This is a genomic window from Clostridium swellfunianum, from assembly GCF_023656515.1.
GTDB classification, from domain to species: Bacteria; Bacillota; Clostridia; order Clostridiales; family Clostridiaceae; genus Clostridium_AT; species Clostridium_AT swellfunianum.
The window spans coordinates 2,394,762-2,408,498 of sequence record NZ_JAMOFV010000006.1 but is presented as its reverse complement, the minus strand read 5'-3'; the positions used below and the strand labels follow the sequence as shown (position 1 = coordinate 2,408,498).

Annotated in this window: 14 protein-coding genes and 1 riboswitch; of the genes, 12 read left to right on the top strand and 2 right to left on the bottom strand. The window is 35.0% G+C overall.

The genetic code is table 11. From position 1 onward, the window contains the following. Nucleotides 1–15 precede the first annotated feature (15 nt). The 7 genes from spo0A (at nt 16) to scpB (ending at nt 7,347) form a co-directional block, all read left to right on the top strand. Entirely contained in the window at nt 16–828 is an 813-nt protein-coding gene (gene spo0A, locus NBE98_RS11415) for a sporulation transcription factor Spo0A (RefSeq protein WP_250815097.1), read from the top strand. 183 nt (nt 829–1,011) lie between these two features. After that, nucleotides 1,012–1,641 carry a stage II sporulation protein M gene (gene spoIIM / locus NBE98_RS11410; protein WP_250815095.1) on the top strand — a complete coding sequence of 210 codons (630 nt, stop codon included), beginning with the start codon at nt 1,012–1,014 and terminating at the stop codon, nt 1,639–1,641. Between the two features lie 378 nt (nt 1,642–2,019). Next, nucleotides 2,020–3,192: a phosphopentomutase gene (locus tag NBE98_RS11405; protein ID WP_250815092.1), complete on the top strand. Its 1,173-nt coding sequence runs from the start codon at nt 2,020–2,022 to the stop codon at nt 3,190–3,192. 30 nt (nt 3,193–3,222) lie between these two features. Then, nucleotides 3,223–4,533 carry a pyrimidine-nucleoside phosphorylase gene (locus tag NBE98_RS11400; RefSeq protein ID WP_250815091.1) on the top strand — a complete coding sequence of 437 codons (1,311 nt, stop codon included), beginning with the start codon at nt 3,223–3,225 and terminating at the stop codon, nt 4,531–4,533. A 146-nt stretch (nt 4,534–4,679) separates the two neighbouring features. Then, on the top strand, nt 4,680–5,852 hold the full coding sequence (locus NBE98_RS11395) for a D-alanyl-D-alanine carboxypeptidase family protein (RefSeq protein WP_250815090.1): 1,173 nt from the start codon (nt 4,680–4,682) through the stop codon (nt 5,850–5,852). A 135-nt stretch (nt 5,853–5,987) separates the two neighbouring features. After that, nucleotides 5,988–6,779, top strand: coding sequence for a segregation/condensation protein A (locus NBE98_RS11390; protein WP_250815088.1), 792 nt, complete (start codon nt 5,988–5,990; stop codon nt 6,777–6,779). Further along, nucleotides 6,733–7,347, top strand: coding sequence for an SMC-Scp complex subunit ScpB (scpB, locus tag NBE98_RS11385; RefSeq protein WP_250815086.1), 615 nt, complete (start codon nt 6,733–6,735; stop codon nt 7,345–7,347). Before NBE98_RS11390 ends, scpB begins: the two co-directional genes overlap by 47 nt. A 13-nt stretch (nt 7,348–7,360) precedes the next feature. On the opposite strand, the gene ytfJ is transcribed toward scpB, so the two are convergent. Together ytfJ and NBE98_RS11375 are read right to left on the bottom strand one after the other, a co-directional pair. After that, the gene (gene ytfJ / locus NBE98_RS11380) at nt 7,361–7,777 is read right to left on the bottom strand and encodes a GerW family sporulation protein (RefSeq protein WP_250815085.1); all 417 of its coding nucleotides are present in this window, start codon (nt 7,775–7,777) and stop codon (nt 7,361–7,363) included. 22 nt (nt 7,778–7,799) lie between these two features. Beyond that, a complete protein-coding gene (locus NBE98_RS11375) occupies nt 7,800–8,348 on the bottom strand; it encodes a DUF2953 domain-containing protein (RefSeq protein ID WP_250815083.1) in 549 nt (182 codons plus the stop codon). Between the two features lie 181 nt (nt 8,349–8,529). Between NBE98_RS11375 and NBE98_RS11370 the strand changes: the two genes are divergently transcribed. The 5 genes from NBE98_RS11370 (at nt 8,530) to NBE98_RS11350 (ending at nt 13,723) form a co-directional block, all read left to right on the top strand. Next, nucleotides 8,530–9,636, top strand: coding sequence for a D-alanyl-D-alanine carboxypeptidase family protein (locus NBE98_RS11370; protein WP_250815081.1), 1,107 nt, complete (start codon nt 8,530–8,532; stop codon nt 9,634–9,636). Nucleotides 9,637–9,789: 153 nt separating this feature from the next. After that, complete coding sequence (locus tag NBE98_RS11365) at nt 9,790–10,773, top strand: sulfide/dihydroorotate dehydrogenase-like FAD/NAD-binding protein (RefSeq protein ID WP_250815080.1); 984 nt, start codon at nt 9,790–9,792, stop codon at nt 10,771–10,773. A gap of 32 nt (nt 10,774–10,805) precedes the next feature. Next, nucleotides 10,806–12,083: an FAD-dependent oxidoreductase gene (locus NBE98_RS11360; protein WP_250815078.1), complete on the top strand. Its 1,278-nt coding sequence runs from the start codon at nt 10,806–10,808 to the stop codon at nt 12,081–12,083. Between the two features lie 129 nt (nt 12,084–12,212). After that, a riboswitch (Lysine riboswitch) is annotated at nt 12,213–12,395 on the top strand. A 140-nt stretch (nt 12,396–12,535) separates the two neighbouring features. Next, nucleotides 12,536–13,174, top strand: a complete 639-nt coding sequence (locus tag NBE98_RS11355) for a nucleoside recognition domain-containing protein (RefSeq protein ID WP_250815077.1) — start codon at nt 12,536–12,538, stop codon at nt 13,172–13,174. A gap of 15 nt (nt 13,175–13,189) precedes the next feature. Beyond that, nucleotides 13,190–13,723, top strand: a complete 534-nt coding sequence (locus tag NBE98_RS11350; RefSeq protein WP_250815075.1) for a spore maturation protein — start codon at nt 13,190–13,192, stop codon at nt 13,721–13,723. Nucleotides 13,724–13,737: the final 14 nt, after the last annotated feature.

The following is a 13,737-nucleotide window of genomic DNA, read 5'->3' as shown; positions in this document are numbered from 1 at the left end:
AGGGAGTATTAAAATATGGAAGATTCAAAAATTAGCGTAGTGATTGCAGATGATAACAAAGAATTTTGTAACATTCTAAATGACTACCTTCTAAATCAGAGAGATATTGTAGTAACAGGTATAGCTAAGGATGGAGTAGAAGCTTTAAAGCTTATTCAGGAAAAAAAGCCTGATTTAGTTGTATTAGATATTATAATGCCTCACCTAGATGGACTAGGAGTTCTTGAAAGATTAAACGGCATGAGTATAAGCCCAATGCCTAGAATTATAGTATTATCTGCAGTTGGACAAGATAAAATAACTCAAAGAGCAATAACCTTAGGCGCGGATTACTATGTTGTTAAGCCATTCGATATGGATGTGTTTACAAAGAGAATAAGACAAATGTTTAATAATACTATTTCTGGAGATGAAACAAAAAGAACAGTATCTGTTACAGAAACTCCTGAAATAAGATTAAATAGAAATGAACCTCTTGACTTAGAAACAGAAATTACAAGCATCATACACGAAATAGGAGTTCCTGCTCACATAAAGGGATATATGTATTTAAGAGAAGCCATTAGCATGGTAGTAAATGATATAGAACTTCTATCAGCTGTAACAAAAGAGTTGTATCCTTCAATAGCAAAGAAGTTTAATACTACAGCAAGCAGAGTAGAAAGAGCTATAAGACACGCTATAGAAGTAGCTTGGAGCAGAGGCCAAGTGGACACCATAAACAAGCTCTTTGGCTATACTATACACAATGATAAAGGCAAGCCAACAAACTCAGAATTTATTGCTATGGTAGCTGACAAGCTAAGACTTAAAAACAAGGTAAGCTAATATTATATATTAATATTTTTAATATAAAACAAAGCAGTTTATAAAGCTGCTTTGTTTTTTGTTGTTCTAAATTTTTAAGTCAGGAATATAATTTCTTTCTGCATCATAAATATTTAAAGATGATAAATAAGAATATGTAAAGTAAAAACCTATGAATTTATTTTAACTAAGGGGGAGAAAATTATGTCCAACAGAAAAACGGTAATAGATTTAAGCGAACATTTTCAGCGCAATTTTTGGCTTTATATAATAAGCCTATTTTGCATTTTTACAGGAATAGTCCTTGGTATTTATACTGTAAAGTATATGGGGGCTAATGAAAAAGGCGAATTGATAAGCTATTTTACAAGCTTTACTAAAAATATTATGCAGAGCGATTTAAAATATAAAAATGTTTTCTATGATGTTTTAAAAAATAATATTCCTTTAATCTTTGCAATGTGGTTTTTAGGCTTAACTATGGTTGGAATTCCTGTAATACTTGTAATAGATGTTATAAAAGGCTTTACTATAGGCTTTAGCATAAGTTTTGTAATAAACGGTTTAGGAACTAAGGGTTTAGGAATGGTGCTGCTTGGAATCTTGCCGCAAAACCTTATTTATATTCCTTGTGTGTTGGTATCCTCAGTAATAGCTATGGAGTTTTCGCTGGATATACTTAGAGACAAAATGAATAATAAAAGGTTAAACAGCATTTGGATTAAGATTACTTCCTATAGCATTATTTTTATTTTTATCACTGTAATCATGGGTTTAGGTTTTATCTTTGAAACCTACATAACACCGAACTTAGTTAAATTAATTCTGAAATAGGATGTGCATAATTTGAGCTTAAGAGATGACATTATAAAATTTTTATTTACTTTAATAAAATGCTTTTTCATACTGTTGGTACTGGGGTATTTCCTTCCCAAATTTATAGACAGCTTTATATTTTATATTTACAAGTCAAATTTCTATGATAACAGTATTTTTGTAAATTATATGGTGGATAAAAATAGCAAGTTATTATATAATTATATTTACATATTTAAACTGATACTTAACATAAAATAAAAAATAATTTAATATTTATGAAGCTTATTACAAAGCTCACAATAAGGCGTGCATTAAATTTCTATTGCACGCATTTATTATCTTATAGAATTAAAAACTAATAATGACATGCAAAGCTATGAAAGGAGAATTTTAATGAATAGACGAGTTTTACTGGTTGTACTTGACAGCCTAGGAATTGGAGAAATGCCAGATGCAAAAAATTATGGTGATGAAGGCAGCAACACCTTAGGAAATATATCTAAAGCTGTTGGTGGGTTAAGGTTGCCTAATATGGAAAGGCTTGGATTAGGAAATATAGATAGGATTAAGGGCATAGTAAAAACCGAAAATCCACAAGGCGCTTTTGGGAAATGCAGCGAGCTTTCAATTGGAAAAGATACGGTTACAGGTCACTGGGAAATAGCAGGTGTAGTTCTTGAAAAACCTTTGAACACATATCCACATGGTTTTCCGGAAAAGCTTATAAAGGAATTTGAAAATAAGATAGGAAGAAAAATAATAGGCAATAAAGTTGCTTCAGGCACAGAAATAATAAAGGAGCTTGGGGATGAACATGTTAACACAGGATGCCCAATAGTCTATACTTCAGCAGACAGCGTTTTTCAAATTGCTGCACATGAAGAGGTAATTCCTCTAGAAGAGCTTTACAAAATGTGCAAAATAGCAAGGGAAATGTTTGTAGGAGATATAGCTGTAGGAAGAATTATTGCAAGACCTTTTGTGGGTGAAAGCGGAAGCTACACTAGAAGCTCAAATAGAAGGGATTTTGCATTAGACCCATTTAGCAAAACTATGCTTGAGTATATAAAAGAAATTGGAAACAATGTAATGGCTGTTGGCAAGATTGAAGACATATTTAACGGAAAGGGCATTACAGATGCAGTTCATATAAAGAATAACATGGACGGCATAGATAAGACCTTGGATTATATGAAGGAAGGAAAATCCGGACTCATATTTACTAATCTTGTTGACTTTGATATGCATTACGGCCATAGAAATGACTATAAAGGCTACGCTCAAGCTCTCATTGATTTTGACAATAGACTGCCGGAAATACTAAGTTTAATGAAGGAAGAGGATATACTTATACTTACTGCGGACCACGGCTGCGATCCAACGACTCCTAGTACAGATCACTCTAGAGAGTATATACCAGTTCTTGTTTATGGAAACAATATTAAAGCTGGGGCTGACATAGGTGTAAGAAAGAGCTTCACTGATATTGGGAAGACAATTTTAGAATTATTAAAGGTTGAAAATGAGCTGCATGGACAGAGCTTTGCAAGGGAAGTACTAAAGTAATTATGTAATATGGAATCGGGGGATTTAAACATGAGAATGTATGATTTAATACTAAAGAAAAGAAATGGACATGAGCTTGCAAAGGAAGAGATAAATTATTTTGTAAGCAATTATACTAAAGGGAGTATTCCAGACTATCAGGTATCAGCTTTACTTATGGCTATATTTTTTCAAAAGATGAACAGCAGGGAAACTGCTGATTTGACAATGGCTATGGTTAATTCTGGCGCTATACTGGACCTTTCGGCTATAGAGGGGATAAAGGTTGACAAGCACAGCACAGGTGGTGTAGGAGATACTACGACCTTAGTTTTAGGACCTATGGTTGCAGCTTTAGGCATTCCTGTTGCCAAGATGTCTGGAAGAGGCCTTGGTCATACTGGTGGTACTATAGATAAGCTTGAAAGCTTTGAAGGCTTTTCAGTAGAGATGACAAATGAAAAGTTTATTGAGAATGTAAATACAATAAAACTAGCTGTGGGAGGCCAAACCGGGGAACTTGCACCTGCTGATAAAAAGTTTTACGCCTTAAGAGACGTTACTGCTACAGTAGATAATGTATCCTTGATTGCTTCGAGTATTATGAGCAAGAAAATTGCTGCAGGAGCAGACTGCATTGTGCTTGATGTTAAGGTTGGTGATGGAGCTTTTATGAAAACCTCTGAGGCGGCTTTTGAGCTTGCAAAGGAAATGGTAAGCATAGGGAAAAATGTTGGAAGAGAAACTATAGCTGTAATATCAGACATGGATCAGCCTCTTGGATTTGCAGTTGGAAACGCCTTAGAAGTTAGGGAAGCTATCGATACTTTAAAGGGACATGGGCCAAAGGACCTTTTTGAGTTATGTATTTCTATTGGAAGTCAGATGGTTGTGCTTGCTAAAAAAGCCGACAATGAAGAAGAAGCTAGAAAGCTTCTGATTGAAACAATAGAATCTGGAAGTGCTCTTAACAAGCTTAAAGAATTTATAGCTGCGCAAGGGGGAGATGCTTCATTAATAGATGACACTGATAAATTCCCTAAGGCAAATTATATCCTTCCTGTTGTAAGCCATATGGACGGGTACGTTGCTAAAATTCATGCAGAAAACATTGGACTTATAGCTATGGAGCTTGGTGCTGGAAGGGCAACCAAAGAAAGTGTAATTGACCTATCTGTTGGAATTGTTTTAAATAAAAAGCGCGGAGACAAGGTAAGTGCTGGTGATGTAATAGCATATGTTCATGCAAATGATACTGATAAGGCTGAAGACGCAAGACAAAATATATTAAATAATTACGAGCTAGTAAAGGATTATAATGATAATATACCTCTAATTTATGGAATAGTAAAAGGCGAATAAATAATAAAAACACTTGGTTTTATAATCAAGTGTTTTTGTTTTTGAAATTATTTTACATAAGAACTGTTATAACTTAACAATTCATTTTTGTGATAATCCTAGAGAAAATGGTAAAACTAAGCCTATAGAAGGGAGGATTAATTCGTATGAAAAAAATGAAAAAGCTATTTTGTTTCGTACTATCTTCAGTTTTAATTTTTCAAGTATTTGTTTCAAAGGTTCAAGCAGAGCCTGCAAAAGATATACAAGTTGAGGCGAAATCAGCACTGCTTATGGAGCCTATATCAGGGAAGGTTATTTATGAAAAAAATTCTCATGAAAAATTTGCACCAGCCTCTGTAACGAAGATAATGACAATGCTTTTGACAATGGAAGCAGTGGACAGCGGAAAAATAAAGTTACAGGATAAGGTTACTGTAAGCGAAAATGCTAAGAAAATGGGTGGAAGCACAATGCTTCTTGATACTGGTGAAATAAGAACTGTAGAGGAACTTTTAAAGGGTATAGCAATTGCTTCAGGTAATGATGCTGCAGTAGCTATGGCTGAATATCTTGGCGGCAGCGAAGAGTCTTTTGTTAATATGATGAATGAAAGAGCAAAGGCTTTGGGAATGAATGATACAACTTTTAAAAACTGCACAGGCTTAAGTGCGCCAGGTCACGTGACAAGCGCTTACGATATATCAATAATGTCCAGGGAGCTGTTAAAGCATCCTACTATATTAAAATATTCAGGAACATATATGGAAACAATCTCTGAAGGCAGAAAATCTCCAATAGAATTGGTAAACCATAACAAGCTTGTTCGTTTCTTTAAAGGCTGCGATGGATTAAAGACTGGCTTTACTGATGAGGCAAAATACTGTATATCTGCTACTGCTGTTAGAGATGATGTAAGAATGCTTTCAGTTATAATGGGAGCGCCAACATATAAAGTTAGAAACAGAGATGCCAGCATGCTTTTAAACTATGGTTTTTCCAAGTATGAAGCTAAAAAGGTTATAACAAAGGATGAAGATTTGGAAAAGATATGGGTTAACAAGCAGGGCGACAAGTACTTCATGGCTAGAGCCAAGTATGACATGAACATAGTTACTGAAAAGGGTACAGAAAACAAGCTTGAAAAGAAGTTTGTACTTAATATAGATAAAAGTAAGAAGGAATACAAGAAGGGTGAAACAGTGGGCTACTGTGAACTTTATGTAAATGGCGAGTTCATTGAAAAGGTTGCGATCTACTGTGATAGAGACTTTAAACAGGGCGGGGTTTTTGAAAATCTTAAGAATAATCTTAAGAGAATGTTTGAGCACGCAATATAAAAAGAAGCAGTTCAAGAGCTTATAAACAGGCTTTTGAACTGTTTTTTAATTTATAGCAAGTTTCATTTGTAAAATGTATAAAAACACTTTAAAATACTTAGTAGAAGCAATTTTATATTGTTAGGAGAAAACACAATGACACTTAAAATAAAGATAGAGAATTTTGAAGGTCCTTTCGATCTGCTTTTGCATCTTATAAAAAAGAACGAAATGGATATTTACGATATAAAAATCTACGAAATAACAAACCAGTATCTTCAGTTTATTGAACAGATGAAAGAGATGGACTTAGAGGTTACTTCTGAGTTTGTAGTTATTGCAGCTACGCTTTTAGAAATAAAATCTAAAATGCTGCTTCCTAAAGCAGTTTCTGATGAGGTTGCAGCAGATCAGGAAAACGACCCTAGAAAAGAACTTGTGTCCAAGCTTATTGAATACAAGAGGTTTAAACAGATGGCTGAGCATTTTAAAGAATTGGAAGCAAAAGCAGGTACTGTTTTTTCAAAGAAACCCGAAATCATTGAAGATAATAGCGAAGGTAAAAATAGTTTAGATGTATTAAAGGAAATATCCATACTTCAGCTTTATAATTTATACACTGAATTAATGAATAGGTACAATAGCAAGATAAATACAGAGACAGTAATTCAAAGAGAAATTCCTGTTGATGTATATAAAATTGAAGATAAAATGCTATATTTAACACAAAAGATTAAGAACGGCACACATATGCATTTTTCAGATTTGATGATGGAATGCGGCAGTAAAATGGAGGTTGTAGTAACTTTTCTTGCTCTATTAGAGCTAATAAAACAAAAGAACATTAAGGTTGTGCAGGAAGATAATTTTACAGAAATTTACCTAGAAAGGACAGAGAATAATGAAAAAAACGTATATCAGCCAGGTGGAGATGGAGCAATTGTCTAAGAAACAGGTTTATTTTTCTATTATAGAATCACTGCTTTTTGTAAGCGGAGAACCTTTAAAGCTTAGAGATATTGCCTCAATAATAGAAGCAGATTTGGATGTTGCAAAAGAAATAATTGAAGAGCTTGAGGAAAGATACGAGGCAGAGGATAGAGGGATTAAAGTAATTAATATTAACGATGAGTATCAGCTTGTTACCAAACCACAAAACAGCGCCTATTTGCAAAAGCTTTTAAAGACAAATTCAAGACAATCCCTATCTCAGGCAGCACTTGAAACTCTAGCTATAATTGCTTATAAACAGCCAATAACAAGAGTAAGCATAGATGAAATAAGAGGGGTTAAAAGTGATAGAGCTGTTTTAACTCTTTTAGAAAAAGGTCTTATTAAGGAGACAGGAAGACTTGAAGTTGCAGGAAGACCTATACTTTATTCCACAACAGATAAGTTCCTTGTAGCTTTTGGTCTTGAGAATTTAAAGCAGATGCCATCTTTAAATGATATTTTAGGCTTTGACAATGAGGCCAAGGAACAATATGACGAAGAAACTAAAACTAAGAAAGACTAAGGAAAAGTGTTCCTTAGTCTATTTTTTTGTCACAGCATTCTTTTTCCTTAGCCTTATTTTTATTTGTAAGATTTTTTACTGTTTCTACTAGCTGAGGTATAGAGTCTAAAAGTTTGTCAAAAGGATTATCGTATTCTACTGGCAGAAGCCTTACAGAGTCATTTTTAATAACTAAAAAAGCTATTGGTCTAACATTTACTCCTGCACCTGATCCGCCGCCAAAAGGAAGCTTAGACTTGTTTTCCTTGCAATCTGGAGAATTAAATTCGCTTCCGCCTGAAGCAAAACCAAAAGAAACCTTTGATACAGGTATAATAACAGAGCCGTCCTTGGCTTCTATAGGATCACCTACAATGGTATTTACATCTACCATTTCTTTAATATGTTCCATGGTTGTTTTCATGAGATTATCAATAGGATGACCGTCCATGTAATATCCTCCAATCTAATAATTAAGAATTGCTGTATGCATAATTCTTTTTCTGTTTAATAAATTTTAAGGATTTAAGAAGTACAGCTACTATGTAAATAATTTTAGCTAAATTGATGAAAATTATACTGTTAACGCTTGCTGCAACCATAAGCTCATTAAAATTTGGTTTAACATCCATATCATATTTTTTTACCTTAAACACTATGGTTAAAAGCTTATACAGAAAGGGAGAAAAAGTGTTTAAAACTCCATAAGCTATGCCTGTGCTGCTAGCATCTAAAAGTCCGTAATTAAGGCTTATCTTCATTCTAAGAGTAGGTTTGAATCGAAGGCACTCCAGCTTAGTTACAAGCAATCGTGCATCTTGAAAATCAATTTTAGGAAGCTTTGAAGTCTTCTTTTTTTTATTTGACTTGCTAGATTTTTTTTCTTTTTTCTTCAGCTTTATATTAAAATTGAATATGTACAAGCATAACTGGTTATTACTATAGGCTGCAGTGAGCTTTATTGGTATAGGAATAAACATAATAAGTAAAATTGCAAGGAAAATGAAAATGCTCCACTTCATAACTAAATCCTCCAGTAGATATATAAGGTATTATAACCAATGTATAACATTTTATAAGCAGCAGCAGTGATTATGTATCAAATAAGAACTCCTTCCATAATTTTTTATGACTAATAAAAGCTATAAGTGAAAAAATATATAATAGTATGTAATTTTGAAAAACAACTGTGAGGTGATTATAATGCATAGGAAATTTTATAAAATATTTTCATATATAGTGATAACGGCTTTGATTAGTGCAAATTTAATTGAGGTTAAGGTCAAGGCAGCAGAACCTTATATTGACGCAAGGACTGCAGTTGCAATAGATGCTAAGTCAAAAGTGGTACTATACGAGAAAAATGCTCACATGCTAGTTCCTATGGCAAGCACAACTAAAATAATGACTGCTTTAGTTGCCTTAAATTATGGAGATTTAGACAGAAAGATAGAAATATCAGCTAAGGCAGCTTCCATAAGAGGATCAACTGTTGGCTATAAAAAAGGAGAAAAAGTTCCTTTAAAGGAACTTATATATGGTTTAATGCTTCGTTCAGGAAATGATGCAGCAATTGCTATAGCAGAAGGCTTAGCAGGAAGCGTTGACGAGTTTGTAAGACTTATGAACGAATATGCAAATCAAATTGGTGTATATAATACTCATTTTGAATCACCACATGGCTTAGACAGCCAAAACCATTATTCAACAGCTTATGACTTGGCTGTTATAACTGCAAAAGCTCGAGAAAATCAATTGTTCAATGAAATAGTTAAGTCAAAGGACGTAGATGGTAATGAAGAAGGATTTACAAGAAGCTTTCATAACATAAATAAAATATTGTCAATGCTTGAAAACTCAACAGGAGTTAAAACAGGTTATACAGGTCAGGCAGGCAAATGCCTTGTTACCTCCGTTACAATAAAAGACCATGATGTTATAATTGTTGTGCTCAACTCACCAGGAAGATGGAAGGAAACAGAGAAGATAAATGATTATGTAGTTAAAAATTATGAATATAAAAAGTTCTTCTCAAAAGGTGACGTAGTTAGTGAGGTACCAGTAGATAACGAAAAGGAAAAGCTTCAGCTTCTTGCTGAAGAGGATATAATAATACCAGTTAAGCAGGGCTTAGATTATGAGGTGAAAGTCATAAAACCAAATTATGAGATAACTGGTCCTATAAAGAAAGACTTTAAGCTTGGAAATGTTGATATATACACAGAAGGAAAGAAGATATATTCTAAGCCTCTTATAGCTGATAGAAATATTAATAAAAAAGGTATACTAAGAAGATTGTTAGGTATTTAAGAAAGTTATATAATACTCGGAAAGCCTTAAGGGCTTTCTTTTTTTATTTAAATTTTTATAGTAGGTTTCAATTCTTAATTTTATTGTCACACTTTTCTCAATGTCAAAATAACTTAATAGTATAGGTATTACGGGCTTTAGGGAGGGGTTAAAGTGAACTATGAAATACGCGACTGCATAGATGCAGGTACGGAATACTGTCCCTGCCATTTGGCTGAGACAGGGGACTGCTTAACTTGTTCGCAGCTCAACGGGAAAACATTCTGTGATTGTATTAATTGGAAGGGTGTTTGCATATATCAGGAATATATATGGAACAGCGGTAAAGCTAAGCAGGGAAGAAAGATATACAGCTGTAAAGTAGCAAAAAAAGAAACAGTGGAAAAAAATATTATTGTTATTTCTATTTCAGCTCCTCATGAACTTGTTAAGAATTTAGTTCATCCAGGAAGCTATGTTTTTTTGAGAACTCCAAAAACCTCTCAATTTTATGATGTTCCTATATCCATCATGGAGACTAATGTGGACGACAATCTTTTGACAGTGGCAATTGAAGTAAAGGGTCCAAAGACAAAGAGCATAAACCTTTTAAAGGAAAATGATGTTATTTTAGTCAGAGGCCCTTACTGGAACGGAGATTTAGGACTAAGAAATATTTACAGAAGCAGGGAAGGCACTTCGGTGATTATAGCCAGAGGAATCGGCATGGCGCCTATGGTGCCGGTTATGAAAAAGCTGTACTCTAATGGAAATAACATAATTGTAGTTTTAGACAAGGCAAACTATAAAAATATTTTCATAAACAAGTATCTGGAATTGTGCAATTGCACGGTTATAAACTGCAATACCTTGCAAAATGGAGTTATTTCTGAAGAACTAAAAAATATTCTAAATAACCTGTTTGAAAACGAAAAAATAAATTTAATACACTGTTCAGGACCTGATATTCTTAACTACAAAGTGCTGGAATATATCGGCGACAAAGTAGACTTCTCCTGCTGCAATAACGCTAAGATGTGCTGTGGAGAAGGTGTATGCGGCGCTTGCTCCACAAGATTTAAAGGTCATAAGGTTAAAAAGCTTTGCAAGGTTCAAATTGAACCTAAATACATTTTTGAAGGTAGAAGATTTATTTAGCTTGCTATTATTAATGATTTGGGGGAATTTAGATGAAGGTTATAGTTATAGGCGGCGGTTGGGCAGGCTGCTCTGCTGCTATTACTGCTAAGAAAGCAGGAGCTTCTGTTAAGCTTTATGAAAAAACCGATATGCTTCTTGGACTTGGCAACGTAGGCGGTATAATGAGAAACAACGGAAGATACACAGCCAGTGAAGAAATAATTGCCCTTGGCGGAGGAGATTTAATAAATATAACTGATGCAAACAGCAGACATAAAAACATAGAATTTCCGGGACACAAGCATGCCTGGTTGTACGATGTAAACAAGATAGAACCAGAAGCAAGAGAACACCTTGTAAATATGGGCATAGAAGTAAATGTTCTAGCAAGGGTTATTGATGTAGAGAAGGAAGGAAACAGGCTTAAAGGAATATATCTATCCGACGGCACATATGTAGAAGGGGATGTATTTATTGAGACTACAGGCTCCACAGGACCAATGGGCAACTGTTTAAGATATGGAAACGGCTGCTCTATGTGTGTGCTTAGATGTCCTGCCTTCGGTCCTAGAGTAAGCTTAAGCTCAAGGGCAGGTATCGAAGATCTTCAGGGTGAAAGAGATGATGATGCCTATGGAGCTATGAGCGGTTCCTGCAAGCTTGCCAAGGAAAGCCTTTCTGAAGATATTGTAAAGGAATTAGATGAAAAAGGTGTCGTTGTTTTAAAGGTGCCGCCAGAGGATGTCAACTTGGATAAGCTTAAAATGAAGGTTTGTCAGCAGTATGCTTTAAAGGAGTTTGCTGAAAATATAATTCTTTTAGATACTGGTCATGCAAAGCTTATGACCTCTTATTATCCTCTCGATAAGCTAAGAAAGATACCAGGGCTTGAAAAAGCAAAGTATGTTGACCCTTACGCCGGAGGAAAAGGAAATTCCATAAGGTATTTGTCTGTTGCGCCTAGAACTGACGACATGAAGATTAAGGGGCTTGAAAATTTGTTCTGTGCTGGCGAGAAGGGTGGGCTATTTGTTGGCCACACAGAGGCTATATGTACTGGAGCCTTAGCAGGTCATAACGCTGTGAGAAGTGCGCTTGGAATGCCTCTTTTAATACTCCCAAGAGCTTTGGCTTTAGGAGATATAATTTCCTATGCAAACTACAAGATGATGACAAAGGAAGGAAGAAGAAACAGATATACCTTTGCAGGAGCTGAGTATTTCAATAGAATGAAGAGCATAGGACTTTATACTACAGATGTGGTGGAGATAAAGAATAGAGTTGAAAAGCTTAATTTAACCGATATATTAGCACAGAAATTATTATAGGATAAAGGACAGCCTTAAGGTTGTCCTTTCGCTTTTGTGTCCTTGAAAGTTTCTCCAGTTTGTATTGACTGGAAAAAAATATGATGTTACAATATTAACCATATAACTAAATAAAATCCTCATCCAAAGGGGTGGGGTAGAGGCGCGATTGCTAATAGTAGCTATATTGAGGCTGGAAGCCTATGACGTATTGAGAAAGGAGCCATCGCCGAAGTGTCAGGCACCAAAGCCTGGTGCTGGGGCTGTATTGAACAGGTACAGAACTGTCATCATAGTGTTTGCTCCATGCTATGATGTTGTGCTATCTCACATTGAGCAAGAGGGGAGGATTGTCTTGGTTTTGATATAATTGTACAAGCACCCGACAAACCTGTTAGGTGTTTTTTGTTTACCCAAAATTAATTGCTCATGGGGAAACAAGACTCTAAGAAAAGAATGAAGGGAGAAAAGAAATGTTAAATGTAATTTGGTTAGGATTAATTGTTATTGGAGTAGTTACTGCAATTTTTACTGGAAATGTACAAGCTGTTAGTGATGCAGCCTTCAATTTTGCGAACACAGCAGTGGAAATATGTATAGGTCTTATAGGAACCATGACCTTATGGTTAGGTATTATGGCTATTGCTGAAAAATCAGGACTTGTAAAGCTTGTAGGAAAAGCTGTGAGCCCTCTGATGAAAAAGTTGTTTAAAGGTGTACCTGCGGAGCACCCTGCTATGGGCGCAATGATTATGAACATTTCTGCTAATATTTTAGGGCTTGGAAATGCTGCCACACCTCTTGGATTAAAAGCTATGAAGGAACTGGATTCTCTTAATAAACATAAGGGAGTAGCAACTGACGATATGGTAATGTTTTTGGCTATAAATGATGCTTGTGTTGCGCTAATACCAGCAACAATTATAGGCTTAAGAGTTGCAGCAGGTTCTAAAAATCCAACTGAGGTTATAGGGCCAATACTTCTTTCAACCTCAGTATGCTTCATATGTGCTATTTTTCTTACAAAGCTTTTTGCTAAAAGAAAAAAGTATAGAATTGAGAATTTCATAGACGAAAATGAAACAGTTAGCATTGAAAATGCTGATAATTAGTAGGAGGGAAGAAAGATGTTTCAATATATAATGGGTCAAGTTTCGCTTCATGCTGTACCACTTCTGCTGCTTGGAATACCGCTTTACGGCTTTATTAAAAAGGTAAAGGTCTATGAAGTGTTTACTGAAGGTGCAAAGGAAGGGTTTACAACAGCAGTAAGAATAATACCTTATTTGGTTGCAATGCTGTTTGCCATTGGAATTTTTAGAGCTTCAGGGGCAATGGATATAGTTGTAAAGCTTCTTAGCCCAGTAACTAACCTGATAGGAATGCCTGCTGAAATACTGCCAATGGGAATTATGAGGTCCTTGTCCGGTGGAGGAGCGCAGGGAATGATGGTGGAATTGTTTAAAACGCATGGTCCTGACTCACTAATTGGAAAAATGGCTTCTGTAGCAATGGGTTCCACTGAAACAACTATGTATATTATAGCTGTATACTATGGTTCTGTTAAGATAAGCAAAACCAGACACTCAGTACCAGTAGGATTATTGGTTGACGTAATAAGCCTTATTGTAGCTGTAATTGTTACAAACCTAGTATTCTAAATTTAAAGAGGTGT

What these genes read in the sequence shown, in the direction of transcription:
- spo0A (WP_250815097.1), top strand. Translation starts at nt 16, where the DNA reads ATGGAAGATTCAAAAATTAGCGTAGTGATTGCAGATGATAACAAAGAA.
- NBE98_RS11405 (WP_250815092.1), top strand. Translation starts at nt 2,020, where the DNA reads ATGAATAGACGAGTTTTACTGGTTGTACTTGACAGCCTAGGAATTGGA.
- NBE98_RS11395 (WP_250815090.1), top strand. Translation starts at nt 4,680, where the DNA reads ATGAAAAAAATGAAAAAGCTATTTTGTTTCGTACTATCTTCAGTTTTA.
- NBE98_RS11350 (WP_250815075.1), top strand. Translation starts at nt 13,190, where the DNA reads ATGTTTCAATATATAATGGGTCAAGTTTCGCTTCATGCTGTACCACTT.
- spoIIM (WP_250815095.1), top strand. Translation starts at nt 1,012, where the DNA reads ATGTCCAACAGAAAAACGGTAATAGATTTAAGCGAACATTTTCAGCGC.
- NBE98_RS11390 (WP_250815088.1), top strand. Translation starts at nt 5,988, where the DNA reads ATGACACTTAAAATAAAGATAGAGAATTTTGAAGGTCCTTTCGATCTG.
- NBE98_RS11375 (WP_250815083.1), bottom strand. Translation starts at nt 8,348, where the DNA reads ATGAAGTGGAGCATTTTCATTTTCCTTGCAATTTTACTTATTATGTTT.
- NBE98_RS11370 (WP_250815081.1), top strand. Translation starts at nt 8,530, where the DNA reads ATGCATAGGAAATTTTATAAAATATTTTCATATATAGTGATAACGGCT.
- scpB (WP_250815086.1), top strand. Translation starts at nt 6,733, where the DNA reads ATGAAAAAAACGTATATCAGCCAGGTGGAGATGGAGCAATTGTCTAAG.
- ytfJ (WP_250815085.1), bottom strand. Translation starts at nt 7,777, where the DNA reads ATGGACGGTCATCCTATTGATAATCTCATGAAAACAACCATGGAACAT.
- NBE98_RS11400 (WP_250815091.1), top strand. Translation starts at nt 3,223, where the DNA reads ATGAGAATGTATGATTTAATACTAAAGAAAAGAAATGGACATGAGCTT.
- NBE98_RS11355 (WP_250815077.1), top strand. Translation starts at nt 12,536, where the DNA reads ATGTTAAATGTAATTTGGTTAGGATTAATTGTTATTGGAGTAGTTACT.
- NBE98_RS11360 (WP_250815078.1), top strand. Translation starts at nt 10,806, where the DNA reads ATGAAGGTTATAGTTATAGGCGGCGGTTGGGCAGGCTGCTCTGCTGCT.